The sequence below is a fragment of the Streptomyces sp. NPDC060000 genome (assembly GCF_042737375.1).
GTDB lineage: Bacteria > Actinomycetota > Actinomycetes > Streptomycetales > Streptomycetaceae > Streptomyces.
In genome coordinates this window covers 32,541-48,663 of sequence record NZ_JBHWUU010000040.1, presented here as the reverse complement: position 1 = coordinate 48,663, position 16,123 = coordinate 32,541, and the positions used below count along the sequence as shown (strand labels likewise).

The following is a 16,123-nucleotide window of genomic DNA, read 5'->3' as shown; positions in this document are numbered from 1 at the left end:
TGCCGGGCCTGGGTTGATGGGGTCTGCGTCGAACGAGTCTGTGCTGTGCCCTGGTTGGCTGATCCCGCGCCGGACAGGTCTGCGCCGGGACCGGGTTGACTGGGTCCGCGCCCGCCGGGTCCGCGCCGGGCCCGGGTTGACCGGGCCTGTGCCGTGCGGGCTTGCGCCGGGTCTGCGTCGAAGGGCTGCGCCGGGCGGGCTTGTGCCGGGCCCGGGTTGACCGGGCCTGTGCCGGGCGGGCCCGCGCCGGGCCCGGGTTGATGGGGCCTGCGCCGAACGAGTCTGTGCCGTGCCCTGGTTGGCTGATCCCGCGCCGGACAGGTCTGCGCCGGGCCCAGGTTGACTGGGTCCGCGCCCGCCGGGCCCGCGTCGGCCGGGCGCGTGGGTGTCGGTTGCCGTCGTCCTGTCGGGCGGCGGGAGCCGGACCGCGGACTGCCCGGCCCGGTGACACGAGGCGCCGGGGCCGGGCGGCACGGGGGAGCCGGGGCGGCCACCCGTGCCGCCGTCGTCGCCGCGTCGCCGCGTCAGCGCTCCGCGTTCTGCCCCGGCCGGTTTCGCCAGGGGCGGCACACGCCCGCGAAGCAGACGAGCGCGGTCAGCGCGCTGCCCAGCTGGACCGCGGCCATGGGCACCGCCGTGTCCTTCCCGGCGATCCCGACGAGCGACGAGGCGATCGCCCCCATGACGAAGCACGAGGTGCCCACCAGCGCGGAGGCCGAACCGGCGGCGTGCGGGGCGCGCATCAGGGCGAGCGCGTTGGTGTTGGGCAGGACCAGGCCCAGCGCGGAGATCATCACGAAGAGGCAGGCGGCGACCGGAACCGGGCCCGCGTCGCCGAAGACGCCGCCTGTCACCGCCAGCAGCACCACCCCGGCCAGGGCGATCACGGCGAGCCCCCAGCCGAGCGCCCGGTCCAGGCGGACCCGGCCCACGAGGATCTTGCCGTTGATCTGGCCGACGACCATCAGACCGAACGAGTTGAGGCCGAAGAGCAGGGAGAACATCTGCGGGGACGCCCCGTAGATGTCCTGGATGACGAACGGTGAGGCGGCGATGTACGAGAACAGCGCACCGTAGGCGAAGCCGTTCACCAGCGTGTACCCGGTGAAGACCCGGTCGGCCAGGAGCCCGCGCATGATCCACAGCGCCCCGCGCACCCCGCCGCTCTGCCGCCGCCGGGGGTCGAGGGTCTCGGGCAGCCGGCGCCAGACGAGCACGGTGAGCGCGATGCCGATCGCGGCGAGCAGGAGGAAGATGCCCCGCCAGTCGGTGAAGTGCAGCACCTGGCCGCCCAGGACGGGCGCGATGATCGGGGCGACGCTGGATATCAGCAGCAGCGTGGAGAAGAACCGGGCCATCTGCAGCCCGTCGTACAGGTCGCGTACGACAGCGCGTGCGATGACGATCCCCGCCGAGCCCGACAGGCCCTGCAGCAGCCGCAGCGCGATCAGCAGTCCGGCGCTGGGCGCGAAGGCGCACAGCGTGGCGGCGGCGACGTAGACGACCAGCCCGATCAGCAGCGGCCTGCGCCGGCCCCACCGGTCGCTCATCGGGCCGACCACGAGCTGTCCGAGCGCCATACCGGTCAGGCAGGCGCTGAGCGTCAACTGCACCGTCGAGGCGGACGAGTTCAGCGAGTGGGTCACCTCCGGCAGGGCCGGGAGGTACATGTCCATCGACAGCGGGGGCACCGCGGCGAGCCCGCCGAGGACGAGGGTGACCAGGAGCCCCGTGCGGCGCAGCCCCTTCGCCCGGTCGACCGCATCGTGTCCGGCCCGCGCCGGCGGCCGCGGCCCTGGTGACCGCTCGCTACTGGCGCCGGATTCCTCGATGCGCTGAGACATGCCGCCTCCGTGTCCAGTCGTACAGGTCCGCTGGGTCTGCCGACCGATGGTGGCAGCAGGGCCCTACAGAAACAGTGGGGAACCACTGGGCCGGACTTGCGCCCCCGCATCGCGACCCCAACGTGACCCACGTCACTTCGGGCCGCCCTTGGCGGGGCGGCGGCACCCGTGTCACTATCTCAACACGCCACCCCTGCCCGAAAGTTGATGCACGGCAGGCGTTCGGGCGCTTCATCGGAGTCAGCTGACGCTCCGTCGGATCAGACCCCTTCCGTGCCCGACGCGGCACGCGTCCCCCTCTTCGCGTTCCCTCCCCCGCATGGCGGGGTGCTTCCCGCTGCGGTGACGCTCCCGCACGGGTGGGTGACCGCCACCTGCGTCCGCCGTGCCGGCCAGGTCGGCTTCTGCAGTTGTGCGCGGATTCCTCACGTACGTACAGAAAGCAGACTCTAGAGAAAGTGGACCCCAGGTATGCCAAGGCTATGCAAGCCCGCGGTGAGTGTGCCGGAACACGTCATCACAATGGAAGAGACTCTGGAGTTCGCCAAGTCGGCCCACGCGGGAAAGCCGCAGCTTCCGCTGGCACTCCGGCTGATCCGGAACACGGGTGTCCTGAAGCGGCATATCGTCCAGCCCATCGAGAAGACGCTCCGCCACCCGGGCCTGACGGAACGCAACCGCATCTACGAGCTCGAATCCAGGAAGCGGTGCCCCGAGGTCGTCGAACAGGCCCTGAGGAACGCCGAAGTGGCGGTACGTGACATCGACGCGGTCATCTACGTGTCCTGCACGGGTTTCTCGATGCCGTCGCTGACCGCATGGCTCATCAACAAGCTCGGACTCAGGTCCGACACCCGGCAGATACCCATCGCGCAGCTGGGCTGCGCGGCGGGCGGTGCGGCCATCAACCGCGCCCAGGACTTCTGCGCCGCCCACCCGGGCAGCAACGTCCTGATCGTCTCCTGCGAGCTGTGCTCGCTGTGCTACCAGCCCGACGCGGACGACATCGGCTCACTGCTGTCCGACGGCCTGTTCGGCGACGCGGTCGCGGCCGCCGTGGTGCGCGGCGTCGGCGGCGTCGGCATCGAGCTGGAGCGCAACTCCTCCTACCTCATCCCCAACACCGAGGACTGGATCTCCTACGCCGTGCGCGACACCGGCTTCCACTTCCAGCTCGACCGCCGGGTGCCGGGGACGATGGAGCCGCTGGCCCCGGTGCTGCGCGAGTTCGCCAAGGACCACAGCTGGGACGCCGGCAACCTCGACTTCTACATCGTGCACGCCGGCGGCCCGCGGATCCTGGACGACCTCGCCAAGTTCCTCGAGGTCGACCGCAAGGTGTTCCGCCACAGCTGGGCGACGCTGACCGAGTACGGCAACATCGCCAGCGCCGTCGTGCTCGACGCCGCGCGCAGGCTCTTCGAAGAGGACACCCCGGCCCCCGACGCCACCGGTCTGATCGCGGGATTCGGTCCCGGCATCACCGCGGAGATGGCACTGGGCCGCTGGAGCGTCGACGCCCCCCTCGACGTCACCTGAAACCGCGGGCAAGCCGTCACCGCCCTCCCTTGAACGAGATGTCGCGCGGACAAAGGAGCCGAACCGTATGACTGGCCTCATCCTCCCGCCCGGCCAGGGGCGAAAACTGATCACCAAGGCGCAGGAAGTGACCTTCAAGGCCACCGAGGCGCACGGCTCCGCCATCTCGATCTTCGAGGTGGTCGTGCCGCCCGGGTTCGATGTCGGAGCCCATGTGCACGCCGATTCGCAGGAGTTCTTCTACGTCCTGGAGGGCGAACTGCAGCTCCTGGCCTTCGAGCCGGACCGGCGCACCGGCGACTCCTGGCACGAATGGCAGTCCCCGCAAGGCGACCGGCCGGTCCGGGCGACGGCGGGCGCCAGCATGTTCGTTCCGCCCGGGACGCCGCACGCGTTCAGGAACGCCTCGGACAAGCCCGCCCGCATGCTCTTCCAGTGCTACCCCTCGCCCCTGCACGAGCGCTACTTCGAGGAGATCGCGCAGATCTGGTCGGCCGGCACCTCGGTGGATGCCGACGCCGTGCAGGAGATGCGCCGGCGCTACGACGTCAGCCAGCTCACACCGCTGCGCTACGAACCCCCCGCTTCCCCCGCGGACTCCGAACCCCCCGCTTCCCCCGCGGACTCCGCACCCCCCGCAGCCCCGGCTTCCTCCGCGGCCCCTGCTTCCCCCCGTCCCCCCACTGCCCCGACTCTCCTTTCCTCCCCGTCGGCAACAGAGCGCGGAGCGTGACACAGATGAGCACGAAGGACACGATTCCCCTGGTGCACGCGAGTCTGGGGGAGCGGGAACTGGCCGCCGTGGCGCAGGTGTTCGCCTCGGGCTGGCCCGCCGGCCAGGGGCCCAGGGGCAAGGAGCTGGAAGCCCGGCTGGCCCAGCGCTACGACGCCGGGGGAGCGGTCGCGCTGAGCAACTGCGGCGCCGCCCTCCACCTGGCCATGCTCGCGTTCGGCGTCAAGCCGGGCGACGAGGTGATCGTCGCCGACCACACCTTCCCGGCACCCGCCCACGCGGTGCGCTACGTCGGCGCGACCCCGGTCTTCGCCGACGTGCGCGCCGACACCGCCACCGTCGACCCGCAGGCGGTCGCGGACCTGGTCGGCCCGCACACCGTGGGAATCATCGCCGTCGACACCGTCGGCCTGCCCGCGGACTACACGCAGCTGCAGGCGATCGCGGACCGCCACGGCCTGTTCCTGGTCGAGGACGCCGCCTGCGCGGTCGGCGCGACGTACCAGGGTCGCGAGGCGGGCACGCTGGCCGAGGTGGCCTGTCTGTCCTTCCACGGACGCAAGGGAGCCACCAGCGGCGAGGGCGGCGCCCTGATCGCCACCGACCCGGCGATAGCGGCCGACGCCAGACTGCGCTCGTCCTTCGGCATCGGAAGCATCTTCGACCAGGCCCAGGTGGTCGGCCTGCCCATCCCGCAGTTCACCGAGATCGGCTACAACTTCAAACTGTCCGACATCGCCGCCGCGATCCTGCACGTCCAACTGGACCGGATCGGCGAACTGCTGGAGCGCCGGCGCACCGTGGCCGCCCACTACGCCGAACTGTTCGCAGGCGAGGAACTCCTCACCCTGCCGCACGTGCCCTCGGACCGCACCCACGCCTGGCAGTCCTACGTGGTGACACTGGACGCGGACGTGGACCGCGCGGGGGTCGCCACCGACCTGCGCGCCCAGGGCATCGGCTGCGGGCACGGCACCTGGGCCACCCACCTGCAGCCCGTGTTCGACACCCGGCAGACGTGCCCGGTCTCGGCGGATCTCTTCCGGCGCAACCTCGCCATCCCCATGCACGCCGAACTCACCGCGAACCAGGCCGAGCGGGTCGTGGACGCGGTGCGTACCGCGCTGCGGGCCAACGCGGCCTCCACCCGGGTCCCAGAAAGGGCAGTATGAGCGACAACCAGCCGACGCCGGACAGGATCCTCCAGCTGATCAACGGCTACTGGGCCACCGGCATCCTCGGCGCGGCCGCCGGCCACGCCCTGTTCACCCATCTCGAGGCCGGCGCCGGCACCCCCGCCCTGCTCGCCGCCCGCGCCGAGATCTCCGAGCGGGGCGCCCAGACGCTCCTCGACGGGCTCGTCAGCCTCGGCCTGGTCGAGCTGCACGAGGCCCGCTACCGCAACACCGCGGAGACCTCCGCCTACCTGGTCGAGGGCAAGCCCGCCTGCCTGAGCAGCTTCGCCCGGCTCAAGCTGACCCATATGGGCAGCCTGGCCGCCCTGCCCGAAGTGGTGCGCACCGGCGGGCCGGTGACGGACCCGACGACGGAGGTGGCCGACAACCCGCACTGGGCGCTGGTCGTCCCGGCCATCGCCGCGCAGTCGGTCCCCGCCGCGACCCTCGCCGCCCAGGTGCTGAACCTGCCCGAGGCAGGCGAGGTGTCGATCCTCGACGTGGGCGGCGGCTCGGGCATCTACTCGGCCGTCTGGCTGGAGGCCAACGCGCAGGCCCGCTCGACCCAGCTCGACTGGGAGCCCATCAACGACATCGCCCGCCGGCTCCTTGACGAGCGGGGCCTGGCCGACCGGTTCACCTGCGTCGACGGTGACTTCCACACCACCGACTTCGGCGAGGCCCTGTACGACATCGCGCTGTACTCCCACATCGCCCACCAGGAGGGGCCGCAGGAGAACACCGAGGTCTTCACCCGGCTGCGCGGCGCCCTCAAGCCCGGCGGCACCCTGGTGGTCTGCGACTACGTCGTCGACGACGACCGCGGCGGCCCGCCGTTCCCGCTGCTGTTCGCCTCGGAGATGCTGCTCAAGAGCAACCAGGGCGGGACCTGGCGGCGCTCCGACTACCGCGACTGGCTCCTCAAGGCCGGCTTCGAGGACGTCTCCTTCCACTCCGCGCCGCCCGCCACCCTGGTCGTCGCCCGGTAGGGACGGCCTTTCACCGCCGCAGGCCCGAACCGACAGGCACCTGGAGGACCCGTGTCCCAAGCCACCGAGATCGAGGACGTGTACTCGGCCATCGAGGAATCGTCCCGGCTGGCGGGAGCGCCCTGCGCACGCGACAAGGTCGTGCCGATCCTGACCGCGTACGGAGACGCCCTCACCGACGCCGGGATCGTGCTGAGCGTGTCCACCGGCGAACACCCCCCGCACGAGCTCGACTACACCATCACCGTGCCCGCCCAGGGCCCCGACCCCTACGCCGTCGCCGTCGAGCACGGCTTCGTCGAGCGGACCGACCACCCCAGCGCCGGCCTGCTCTCCGACATCCGCCGGCACGTCCCCGTCAGCGAGCACTTCATCGACGGCGGGGTCGTCACCGGCTTCAGCAAGATCTACGCGCACTTCCCCTTCGACCCGCTCGGAGTGCCCCGGCTCGCGGCCCTGCCCTCCATGCCCGGTGCCGTGGCCCAGAACGCGGACCTCTTTGCACGCCACCACCTGAGCGAGGTGGCGATGATCGGGATCGACTACCGGCGCCGGACGGTCAACCTGTACTTCGCACAACTCCCCGACGCATTCCGCGAAACACGCAACATCCTCTCCCTGCAGAATGAGATCGGCCTGCCCGAACCCGAGGGAAAACTGCTGGAGTTCGCCCGGAAGTCGTTCCGGGTATATGTCACCCTCGGCTGGGACTCGCCGCGGATCGAGCGGATCTGCTACGCCCCCGCGCCGGTCCGCGGCTTCGACCCGACGGCACTTCCCGTCCCCGTCGATCCGGACATCGAGAAGTTCGTGCGCGGTTCCCGGCGCACCTACGCCGGCGAGCCCCTCGTCATCGCCGCCTGCAAATGGACACCCGACGGCGCATACCTGAACCTGGGCCCCTACACCCGGCTTTCGCCCCTCATGCGGAAACTGCTGCAGAACCTCACCGGACAGGAGGTGTGAGCACCGCCCGCCGAAGAACTGGACACCGCGAGGACGCAGTCGAACTCGAGCGGGCCTTTAGAGCAGTCGGGCGACTATGGCCGTCCCGGGACCCGTCGTTCAGAGAAGAACCCCTGCCGACCCTTGGAGCGGAACATGCCCGAAGCCACTGAGACCGCGGACCGCCCGACCGCCCTGACCACGCTCGGGGACGCACTCGCCCGGGCCGGCGCGGAGTCGATCACCGGGCAGCGCGAGCAGCTGGCCGCGGGCCTGCTCCGGGCGTCCCTGAAGCAGTGGGAGAACGCCGAGGCGCGGCCGCAGCTGCTCGCCGACCTCACGGCCGCGATCACCGACGAGGCCGGCGCGGAGCGGATGCGTGCCTTCATGTCCGCCCAGTCCTCCCAGATCTTCAGCCAGTTGGGGAAAGCACTCGGACTGTCACAGACCCTCGACATCAACGAGGTGGCGGAAATCCTCAACGTGCCGCCGCTGCACATCAACGCGGCCCAGGCACAGGTATGGGGCATGGTCATCCTGCGCTACATCCTCCGGCTGGAACCGATCGCATCGGCGTCCTCCGACGAACTCGTCGACCTTCTCGGCCCCACGATCCAGCGCTATCTGGTCGGTTGAGGAAAAAGTGGCCCGCGTCACTTCGAAGGGGCCTTGGCGGCGGCCGGCACGCGTGTCACTATTCCCGTATCTCACCCCTGCCTGAAAATCCACCGGCCAGTGGGTGCAATGCAGTGCCGTAACCCGCCGATCCGATACCGGCGCGAACCGAGGCCACGCCCGGTGCGGCATCCGCAATTCCGCATTCCCCGGCATTTCTCCGGTGATCCTCGGTCATCCCTCCGCATGCGCACACCCACGCTCGACTGCCGCGGGAAAACGCGCACCCGGCGTGCACCGTGGCGCCCTCCCTTTCCGAGTTCACCGCGCGCCGGGCACCTCGCCTGACCTCCCGCCGACCGCACCGCCCACCGAAAGGCAGTACGCCCATGGCAGACCGAACCGCCGCACCGACCGCCGGCGGTGTGCCGCAGCGCCCGGCCGCGCTGCCTTCGCTCACCGGTCTCAGGTGGGTGGCCGCCACGCTGGTGTTCCTCTCCCATGCCTCACTGCTCTCCGGTCCCAACCGGCCGACCGCGCCGATCAGTTTCTTCGCCGACCAGGACCTCGCCAGGAACCTGGCCGACTTCTTCGGGCCCGGATACGTCGCGGTGTCCTTCTTCTTCGTGCTCAGCGGCTTCGTCCTGACCTGGTCCTCGACACCGGGGGAGCGGGCCACGTCGTTCTGGCGGCGGCGCGCACTGAAGATCTACCCCAACCACATCGTCGTCTTCGCGCTGGCGATGTGGCTGTTCGCCTCCTCCACCCCGGCGCACGCCTGGCTGCCGAACCTGTTCCTGGTGCACACCTGGAGCAACCAGCCCGAGATCATCTCCAGCGTCAACCTCCCCGCCTGGTCGCTGTGCGTGGAGGTGTTCGCCTACGCCCTCTTCCCCCTGCTCCTGGTCCTGATACGGCGCATCGGGGAGAACAGGCTGTGGCTGTGGGCCGGCGTGATGACCGCAGGCGTGGTCGGCGTCCCGGCGGTGACCCAGGCGTTCGTCTCCGGCGGCATCCGGATACCGACGTACGACCTGTGGATGAACCAGCTGTGGTTCAGCTACGGCTTCCCGCCCATGCGCCTGTTCGAGTTCGGGCTCGGCATGGTCCTGGCCCGCATCGTCGCCGCGGGCCTGTGGCCGCGCATCGGCCTGGTGGCCTCCGCGGCCGCCTTCGCCGCGGGCTACTGGCTCACCTTCGCCCTGCCTTACCCGTACAGGTTCTACGCCGGCACCATCATCCCGTTCGGCATGCTCATCTGCGCCGCGGCCGCCAGGGACCTGCGGGGCGAGGGCGGCTGGCTCGCCAGCCGGCCCATGGTCTGGCTGGGCAACGTCTCCTTCGCCTTCTACGTCATCCAGGGCGTGGTCATGTTCTACGGCCGCCCCGAGGTGCTGGGCGCCCGCACCTTCGCCGTCCTGCCCGCCCTGGGGCTGCTGCTCGTGCTGTTCACGGCCAACCTGCTGGCCGGCTGGCTGCTGTACCGCCTGGTGGAGGTGCCGGTGATGCGCCGCTGGGGCCGCAGCAGGAAGCGCCCCGCACCGGCCGCACCAGCCGCGCCTGCCGGCCCCCGGTCCGTGCCGGTCGGCGAAACCGTCTGAACCGCCCGCTCCACACCTGACACGACCGGGCGACGGCACACCCCCGGCACACCCCCGGGCACCACCGGCACACCGTCGAAGCCGGCCCCCCGCATCCCATCGCCACAACGTGACCACGCGTCGGCGCGCGTGAGGAAAGGACTGTCATGGCCCCGAAGTTGGACACCGACGTCATCGTCGTCGGGGGCGGCCCCACCGGCCTGATGCTGGCCGGGGAACTGCGCCTGGGCGGGGCGGAGGTCATCGTCGCAGAGGCGCTGGAACAGCCGACCGGCCAGTCACGCGCCCTCGGCTTCACCACACGCGCCCTGGAGTCGTTCGAACAGCGCGGCCTCGTCCCGCGCTTCGGCACCGTCGAGACCATGCCGATGGGACACTTCGGCGGGATCCCCTTCGACTACACCGTCCTGGAGGACGCGAACTTCGGAGCCCGCGGCATCCCGCAGTCCCAGTCGGAGGCGGTCCTCGAGCAGTGGGCCGGCGAACTGGGCGCCGACATCCGCCGCGGCCGCGAACTGAGCGCCCTGGAGCAGGACGAGGACGGCGTCACCGTCATCGTGACAACCCCCGACGGCACGCGGGAGCAGCTGCGCGCCCGGTACGTGGTCGGCGCCGACGGCGCGCACAGCGCGGTCCGCAAGGCCGCGGGCATCGACTTCCCCGGCACGTCCGGAACCCAGGTCATGCACCTCGCCGACGTGGCCGGCTCCGGTGTGCGGGCGCGCCCCTTCGGCGAACGGCTCCCGGGCGGCCTCGTGCAGGTCTTCCCCGGCGGCGCCCTGGACCGCATCATCATGACCGAGTACGACGCCCCGGTGGACAACCACGACGAGACGCCCGAGTACGCCGAGGTCGCCGCCGCCTGGCTGCGGGTGACCGGCGAGGACATCTCGGCCGGCAGGCCCCTGTGGGTCAGCTCCTTCACCGACGCCACCCGCCAGGCCGCCGAGTACCGCCGGGGCCGGGTCCTGCTCGCCGGCGACTCCGCGCACATCCACCTGCCCGTGGGCGGCCAGGGCATGAGCGCCGGCATCCAGGACGCGGTCAACCTGGGCTGGAAACTCGCCGCCACCGTCCGCGGATGGGCACCTGAGGACCTGCTGGACACCTACCACGGCGAGCGCCACCCGGTCGGCGCGCGACTGCTGGCCAACACCCGCGCCCAGGGCATGGCCATCTTCGGCGGCGACGAGTCCCAGGGACTGCGCGACCTGTTCGCCGAACTGATCGCCCTCGACGAGGTCAAACGGCACCTGGCCGGCATGATCAGCCACGTCGACATCCGCTACGACCTCGACCCCGGCGGCCACCCGCTGACCGGCCGCCGGCTCCCGCCACGCACCCTCGACACCCGGGGCGGCCCGGTCACCACCCCCGAACTGCTGCACCCGGCCCTCGGCGTCCTGCTCGACCTGTCCGACTCGGCCGGGCTGCGGGCGGCCGCGGCCGGCTGGAAGGACCGGGTCACCACCGTCACCGGCACCCTGCCCTCCCCGGGCGCCTTCGACGGTGTCGCCGCGCTGCTGGTCCGCCCCGACGGATACATCGCCTGGGCGGGCGACGACCCGGCCGGCCTGTCCGCCGCCCTGAACCGCTGGTTCGGCACCCCGGACCTGCCGTAGGGGCCCTCAACGCCCGTCACAGCGGCGCCCATCAACCGAACGTGGGGGATGTATGTCGAACAACACGGAGCCGGCGGATCTCTACCCGGTCATCGAGGAATCCGCCCGGCTGGCGGACGTGACCTGCTCACGGGAGACGGTCTGGCCCATCCTGACCGCCTACCAGGACACACTCGCGCAGGCCGTGGTGGCCTTCCGGGTGGCCACGGGGGAGCGCAACACCGGCGACCTCGACTGCCGGTTCACCATGCTGCCCAAGGACCTGGACCCCTACGCGGTCGCCCTGGCCAACGGCCTGACCGCGAAGACCGGCCATCCCGTCGGCAGCCTGCTGGGGGAACTGCACAGCGCGTTCCCCGTCGAAAGCAGCGGTATCGACTTCGGAGTCGTCGGCGGCTTCAAGAAGACCTGGTCCTTCTTCCCGACCGACGCCCTGCAGTCGCTGTCCGATCTCATCGGGCTGAAGTCACTGCCGGCCGCCGTGGCCGGCAACCTCGACTTCTTCACCCGCCACCAACTGGCCGACAGGGTCAGCCTGGTGGGGATCGACTACCCGAACAGGTCGGTGAACCTGTACTTCGGCGCGGCCCCCGCCCAGACCTTCGAGGCCGAGGGCATCAGGACGATCCTGCACGATGCCGGACTGGCCGCGCCCAGCGAGCGCCTCCTGCGCCTCGGCGCGCAGGCGTTCGGCATCTACGCCACCCTGACCTGGGACTCCCCGAAGGTCGAGCGGATCACCATCGCGGCCATGACACCGGACCCGACGACGCTTCCCGTACGCATCGAACCGAAGATCGAGCACTTCGTGAAGAACGCCCCCTACAGCACCGACGACCGCCAGTTCGTCTACGCGATCACCTCCTCGCCCAAGGGCGAGTACCACAAGCTCCAGTCGTACTACAGGTGGCAGCCGCGCGTGGAGAACGTCCTGCTGGTCTCCGACAACGCCTGACGGCAGCGCCGGACAGCGCGCGAGAGAAGGAAGCCCCCTTGATGGAACCCGTCAACGTCGCCGTCATCTACTACAGCGCGACCGGCAGCGTGCACACCCTGGCGCAGGCCGCCGCCGAGGGCGCGCAGAAGGCCGGCGCCACCGTGCGGCTGCGCAAGGTCCGCGAACTGGCCCCACCGCAGGCCATCGAAGCCAACCCGGCCTGGGCGAAGCACCTGAAGGACAGCGCCGACATCACCGAGGCCGGCCTCGACGACCTCGGATGGGCCGACGCCGTACTGTTCGGCACCCCGACCCGCTTCGGCAACCCCGCCAGCCAGCTCAGGGCGTTCATCGAGACGACCGGCCCGCTGTGGGCCCAGGGCCGGCTCGCGGGCAAGGTGTGCTCGGCCTTCACCGCCTCCAACACCGCCCACGGCGGCCAGGAATCGACCATCCTGGCGCTGTCCAACACCTTCTACCACTGGGGCGGCGTCATCGTGCCCCCCGGCTACACCGACCCCGTCCAGTTCAAGACGGGCAATCCGTACGGGACGTCCCACACGGCCGGCCCGGGCGCGCCCGGCGAGGACACCCTGCACTCCGCCCGCCACCAGGCCAGGCGCGTCGTCGAGATCGCGGCGGCACTCAAGGCCGGCCGCGCGGCCGCCTGAACACCCGCACGCCGCACGCCGCACGCCGCCCGCCCGCCCGGACACGCCCGCCCGGACACGCCCGCCCGGACACGGCCGGCCGCGGGCGCGGGCGCGCCGAACGGCCCCGGGCACCGCACTCCCCGGGGCCGCCGCCGCACCCCCGGCAGCCGCCGCCCCTCCGGTGGCCCGCGCCGCCCGACCGGATCCGCCCGTCCCCGTGACGGGCGGATCCGCACCCCCGTCGACCCCGCAAGGGAGAACCATCGTGAACATCGCGCTGTGGATCGTCGCGGCAGTGCTGGGCGCAGCCTGCCTGGCCGGCGGCGCCATGAAAGTCGTACAGCCCACGCAGAAGCTGGCCGCCGGCGGCTACGGCTGGGTCGACGACTTCGGCTCCGGCCCCGTCAAGGCCATCGGAGCCCTCGAGGTGCTCGCCGGGGTGGGGCTGATCCTGCCCGGCGTGCTCGACGTCGCACCGGTGCTGGTACCGCTCGCCGCCGTGGGACTGGTGCTCCTGATGATCGGCGCGGCCATCACCCACCTGCGCCGCCAGGAGAGCCAGGCCGTCGTGGTGAACGTGGTCCTGCTCGCCGTCGCGGCCTTCGTGGTGTGGGGCCGCCTGGGCCCCTACGCCTTCTGAACCGCAAGGGAGACCCCGATGAAAGGCTCGACTGCCTACCGGTCGATACAAAAGCGCGGTCTGCACATCGGCCTGCTGCCGGCGATGGCCGCGGCGGTGAACCCCTCGACACCGATCACCCTCGACCACGACCTCGACGTCCTGCCCGAGGCGGGACGGCGTCTGACGATCTCCCAGTACGCCGAGCACGTCGACGACCTGGCCGCCCGCCTGTGGGCGGCGGGAGTGCGCCCCGACGAGCGCATCGTGCTCTACAAGAGCGCCAACGCCGACATCTGGATGCTCGCCGCCGCCGCGTCCCGCATCGGCGCGGTGGTCGTCATGCTGTCGCCCGCCCTGGACGCCGTGACCGTCGCCGCCCTGCTCGAGCGGGTGCAGCGGCCGTACCTGCTCACCGACGGCCCCAAGCTCGACCTCCTGGCCGAGGTGCCGCTGGCGGACCTCACCACCCGGGTGATCGCCGTGGGCGACGAACGGCCCGCAACGGTCGCGCTGGCCCGGCTCGCCGGCGCGCCGCGGGTCAGGCCGGTCGTCCGGCCGCTCGACGAGGCCGCCGTGATCACACACACCTCCGGCACCACCGGCATCCCCAAGCTCGTGGTGCACACCCCCCGCACCCAGGGCCGGCGCCTCGTCCCCCAGTGGCGGCTGCTGTCCCTGATGCGCAAGAAGGAGACCGTCGCGATCCACATCCCCTTCGTGCACTCGCGGATGGTCGCGGCGATGTCCCTGGCACTGCTCAAGGAGTTCCCGGTCCTGCTCATGCGGGAACCGGACCCCTCCCACGTGGCCGAGCAGTTCCTGCGCCACCGGCCGGGATTCGTCGAGGCGCTGCCCAACTCCCTGATGGAGTGGGAGGAGCTCACCGAGGACCCGCGCAGGCCCTTCGCCTCGGTGAAGACCTTCAGCAGCACCTTCGACGCCATCCACCCCAGGACGATGAGCCGGCTGCTCAGGGCGTCCGAGCGGCGAGGAGCCCGCTTCTTCCAGATCTACGGGCAGAGCGAGGTCGGCCCGGCCGTCGGCCGCGCCTACTTCCGCCGTTCCGCCCACCAGGCCAACGGCCGCTGCGTCGGCTGGGCCATGCCCGGGGGCGCCGCCAGGGTCCGTGTCGTCAGCCGGGACGGCAGCACGCCGTCGCACCACAACCCGGGCTTCATCGAGGTCGCCTGGGACGGCCTGGCCAAGACCTACTTCGCCGAGCAGGAGCGCTACGACACCAACCGGCACGGCCTGTGGTGGCGGACCGGGGACGTCGGCTACCGCACCAGGTCCGGCTGCCTGCACCTGCTCGACCGGGAGGTGGACATGATCCCCGGGGTGCACAGCTCCCTGGAGGTCGAGGACGTCGTACTGAGCCGCCTGGCCGAACTGAGCGAGCTGGTGGTGGTCCAGGGCCCCGGCTCCCGGCCCGTCCCGGTGATCTGCACCGTCGACGACCGGCCGCTGGACCGCGACCGCTGGCGCGCCGCCGCCGCCGGCTTCCCCCAGCTCGCCGACCCGGTCCAGATCCCGCAGGCCGAACTGCCCCGGACCGCCACCTTGAAGGTGCAGCGCAACGCCCTGGCCCAGCGCGTCAGCCAACAGCCGCACGAGGCGCCCTGAGGCCGTGCCCCGGCCGGACCCGGCGGGCTCCTCCCGCGGCCCCGCGCCACCCACCGCGGTCACGGCACCGGATGCCGGCCGCCGGCGACTCACTCGAAGGGGAACACTGCAATGACGTCACACGCCACACTCGCGCGGTTCCGCGAATACATGGTGGGACCCTCGCGGTTCATGAGCCTGCTGGCCGTTTTCGAGCTGGGCATCGTCGACCGGCTCCGGCAGCACCCCGGCCTGACCGCGGCCGGCCTCGGCGACGCCGTCGGCGCCAAGCCCGACGCGGTCGAACAGCTCCTCTTCCTGCTGGTCAAAGAGGGCTTCGTCGCCTTCGACGAGGACTGCGGCGGCTACCGCCTCGACCAGCTCGCCGACGTCGCCGAGAGCGACCTGAAGCGGGCACTGGCCTATATGAACCTGATCAAGGTCACGGCGCTCAGGCAGCTGTTCCACCTGACCGAGAGCGTACGCACCGGCACGGTCGTCGGCCTGAAGGAGCTGTACGGCGCCGAGGGCACCCTGTACGACGCCGTGGCCGACCACCAGGACCTCAACGACGCCTGGCTGACGCTGATGAACACCGTCACGGCCAACATCGACCCCTGGTTCTTCGCCAACATCGACGTCCCGCCCGGCGCCCGGGTCCTCGACGTCGCCGGGAACACCGGGCTCGGGGCGATCCACACCTACCAGCACAAGGCGTCCCCGGGCCTTCACGTCACCACCTTCGACCTGCCCGAGAAGGAAGGCGAGGCCCTGGCGAACTTCACCGCCCACGGCCTGGCCGAACACCTCTCCTTCATCGGCGGCAACGTCTTCGACGAGATCCCCAAGGGCTTCGACGTCGTGCTGATCAAGCACTTCCTGGACATGTTCGACAAGGCCGACGTGCTGAAGATCCTCGCGGGCGTCCACACCTCGCTCGAGCCCGGGGGACAGGTCAACATCCTGGTGCCGGTCTACCCCGAGGACATCAAGGACGCCGACAACTACAACGTCGACTTCTTCCCGGCCTTCTTCATCGGCGCCGCCATGGGACAGGGCGGCCCGCAGAAGCTGTCGACCTACCAGAGCTGGCTCGAGCAGAGCGGCTTCAAGGTGACCAAGGCGCTGACCAAGGACTCGAGCGAGATTCCGCCGGACGTCATCCCCGTACAGGCCATCCTGTGCGCGACGAAGATTGCGTGATCGGCCGAGCCCGGGCTCCACCCGTCCGTCCGCCCACCACCGC

The 16,123-nt window shown here is 71.1% G+C and carries 13 protein-coding genes and 1 pseudogene; 13 read left to right on the top strand and 1 reads right to left on the bottom strand.

The window, feature by feature from the left end; genetic code table 11:
• Positions 1-524: 524 nt before the first annotated feature.
• Positions 525-1,844 (bottom strand): multidrug effflux MFS transporter, encoded by a 1,320-nt coding sequence (locus ACFWBB_RS21650; protein WP_385274749.1) that lies wholly within the window; start codon positions 1,842-1,844, stop codon positions 525-527.
• A 522-nt stretch (positions 1,845-2,366) separates the two neighbouring features.
• On the opposite strand from ACFWBB_RS21650, the gene ACFWBB_RS21645 reads away from it, so the two are divergent.
• The 13 genes and pseudogenes from ACFWBB_RS21645 to ACFWBB_RS21585 all read left to right on the top strand — a co-directional run bounded on the left by ACFWBB_RS21645 (position 2,367) and on the right by ACFWBB_RS21585 (position 16,080).
• Positions 2,367-3,383: a type III polyketide synthase gene (locus tag ACFWBB_RS21645; RefSeq protein ID WP_385274747.1), complete on the top strand. Its 1,017-nt coding sequence runs from the start codon at positions 2,367-2,369 to the stop codon at positions 3,381-3,383.
• Positions 3,384-3,450: 67 nt separating this feature from the next.
• Positions 3,451-3,969, top strand: a pseudogene (locus ACFWBB_RS21640) (cupin domain-containing protein); the annotation flags it as partial.
• A 152-nt stretch (positions 3,970-4,121) separates the two neighbouring features.
• The gene (locus ACFWBB_RS21635) at positions 4,122-5,288 is read left to right on the top strand and encodes a DegT/DnrJ/EryC1/StrS family aminotransferase (RefSeq protein ID WP_385274744.1); all 1,167 of its coding nucleotides are present in this window, start codon (positions 4,122-4,124) and stop codon (positions 5,286-5,288) included.
• On the top strand, positions 5,285-6,280 hold the full coding sequence (locus ACFWBB_RS21630; RefSeq protein WP_385274741.1) for a class I SAM-dependent methyltransferase: 996 nt from the start codon (positions 5,285-5,287) through the stop codon (positions 6,278-6,280). Before ACFWBB_RS21635 ends, ACFWBB_RS21630 begins: the two co-directional genes overlap by 4 nt.
• A 51-nt stretch (positions 6,281-6,331) precedes the next feature.
• Positions 6,332-7,246 carry an aromatic prenyltransferase gene (locus tag ACFWBB_RS21625; RefSeq protein ID WP_385274738.1) on the top strand — a complete coding sequence of 305 codons (915 nt, stop codon included), beginning with the start codon at positions 6,332-6,334 and terminating at the stop codon, positions 7,244-7,246.
• Positions 7,247-7,381: 135 nt separating this feature from the next.
• Positions 7,382-7,861: a hypothetical protein gene (locus ACFWBB_RS21620; protein ID WP_385274735.1), complete on the top strand. Its 480-nt coding sequence runs from the start codon at positions 7,382-7,384 to the stop codon at positions 7,859-7,861.
• A gap of 368 nt (positions 7,862-8,229) precedes the next feature.
• Complete coding sequence (locus ACFWBB_RS21615; RefSeq protein WP_385274732.1) at positions 8,230-9,441, top strand: acyltransferase family protein; 1,212 nt, start codon at positions 8,230-8,232, stop codon at positions 9,439-9,441.
• Between the two features lie 146 nt (positions 9,442-9,587).
• Positions 9,588-11,063, top strand: coding sequence for an FAD-dependent monooxygenase (locus tag ACFWBB_RS21610; protein WP_385274729.1), 1,476 nt, complete (start codon positions 9,588-9,590; stop codon positions 11,061-11,063).
• A 52-nt stretch (positions 11,064-11,115) separates the two neighbouring features.
• Positions 11,116-12,018, top strand: coding sequence for an aromatic prenyltransferase (locus ACFWBB_RS21605; protein ID WP_385274727.1), 903 nt, complete (start codon positions 11,116-11,118; stop codon positions 12,016-12,018).
• Positions 12,019-12,056: 38 nt separating this feature from the next.
• On the top strand, positions 12,057-12,671 hold the full coding sequence (gene wrbA / locus ACFWBB_RS21600) for an NAD(P)H:quinone oxidoreductase (protein ID WP_385274724.1): 615 nt from the start codon (positions 12,057-12,059) through the stop codon (positions 12,669-12,671).
• A gap of 247 nt (positions 12,672-12,918) precedes the next feature.
• Positions 12,919-13,293 carry a DoxX family protein gene (locus ACFWBB_RS21595; RefSeq protein WP_385274722.1) on the top strand — a complete coding sequence of 125 codons (375 nt, stop codon included), beginning with the start codon at positions 12,919-12,921 and terminating at the stop codon, positions 13,291-13,293.
• A gap of 18 nt (positions 13,294-13,311) precedes the next feature.
• On the top strand, positions 13,312-14,898 hold the full coding sequence (locus ACFWBB_RS21590) for a class I adenylate-forming enzyme family protein (protein WP_385274720.1): 1,587 nt from the start codon (positions 13,312-13,314) through the stop codon (positions 14,896-14,898).
• Positions 14,899-15,009: 111 nt separating this feature from the next.
• Positions 15,010-16,080 carry a methyltransferase gene (locus ACFWBB_RS21585; RefSeq protein WP_385274718.1) on the top strand — a complete coding sequence of 357 codons (1,071 nt, stop codon included), beginning with the start codon at positions 15,010-15,012 and terminating at the stop codon, positions 16,078-16,080.
• Positions 16,081-16,123 lie beyond the last annotated feature (43 nt).

What these genes read in the sequence shown, in the direction of transcription:
- ACFWBB_RS21650 (WP_385274749.1), bottom strand. Translation starts at nt 1,844, where the DNA reads ATGTCTCAGCGCATCGAGGAATCCGGCGCCAGTAGCGAGCGGTCACCA.
- ACFWBB_RS21620 (WP_385274735.1), top strand. Translation starts at nt 7,382, where the DNA reads ATGCCCGAAGCCACTGAGACCGCGGACCGCCCGACCGCCCTGACCACG.
- ACFWBB_RS21615 (WP_385274732.1), top strand. Translation starts at nt 8,230, where the DNA reads ATGGCAGACCGAACCGCCGCACCGACCGCCGGCGGTGTGCCGCAGCGC.
- ACFWBB_RS21610 (WP_385274729.1), top strand. Translation starts at nt 9,588, where the DNA reads ATGGCCCCGAAGTTGGACACCGACGTCATCGTCGTCGGGGGCGGCCCC.
- ACFWBB_RS21635 (WP_385274744.1), top strand. Translation starts at nt 4,122, where the DNA reads ATGAGCACGAAGGACACGATTCCCCTGGTGCACGCGAGTCTGGGGGAG.
- ACFWBB_RS21605 (WP_385274727.1), top strand. Translation starts at nt 11,116, where the DNA reads ATGTCGAACAACACGGAGCCGGCGGATCTCTACCCGGTCATCGAGGAA.
- ACFWBB_RS21645 (WP_385274747.1), top strand. Translation starts at nt 2,367, where the DNA reads ATGGAAGAGACTCTGGAGTTCGCCAAGTCGGCCCACGCGGGAAAGCCG.
- ACFWBB_RS21590 (WP_385274720.1), top strand. Translation starts at nt 13,312, where the DNA reads ATGAAAGGCTCGACTGCCTACCGGTCGATACAAAAGCGCGGTCTGCAC.
- ACFWBB_RS21630 (WP_385274741.1), top strand. Translation starts at nt 5,285, where the DNA reads ATGAGCGACAACCAGCCGACGCCGGACAGGATCCTCCAGCTGATCAAC.
- ACFWBB_RS21585 (WP_385274718.1), top strand. Translation starts at nt 15,010, where the DNA reads ATGACGTCACACGCCACACTCGCGCGGTTCCGCGAATACATGGTGGGA.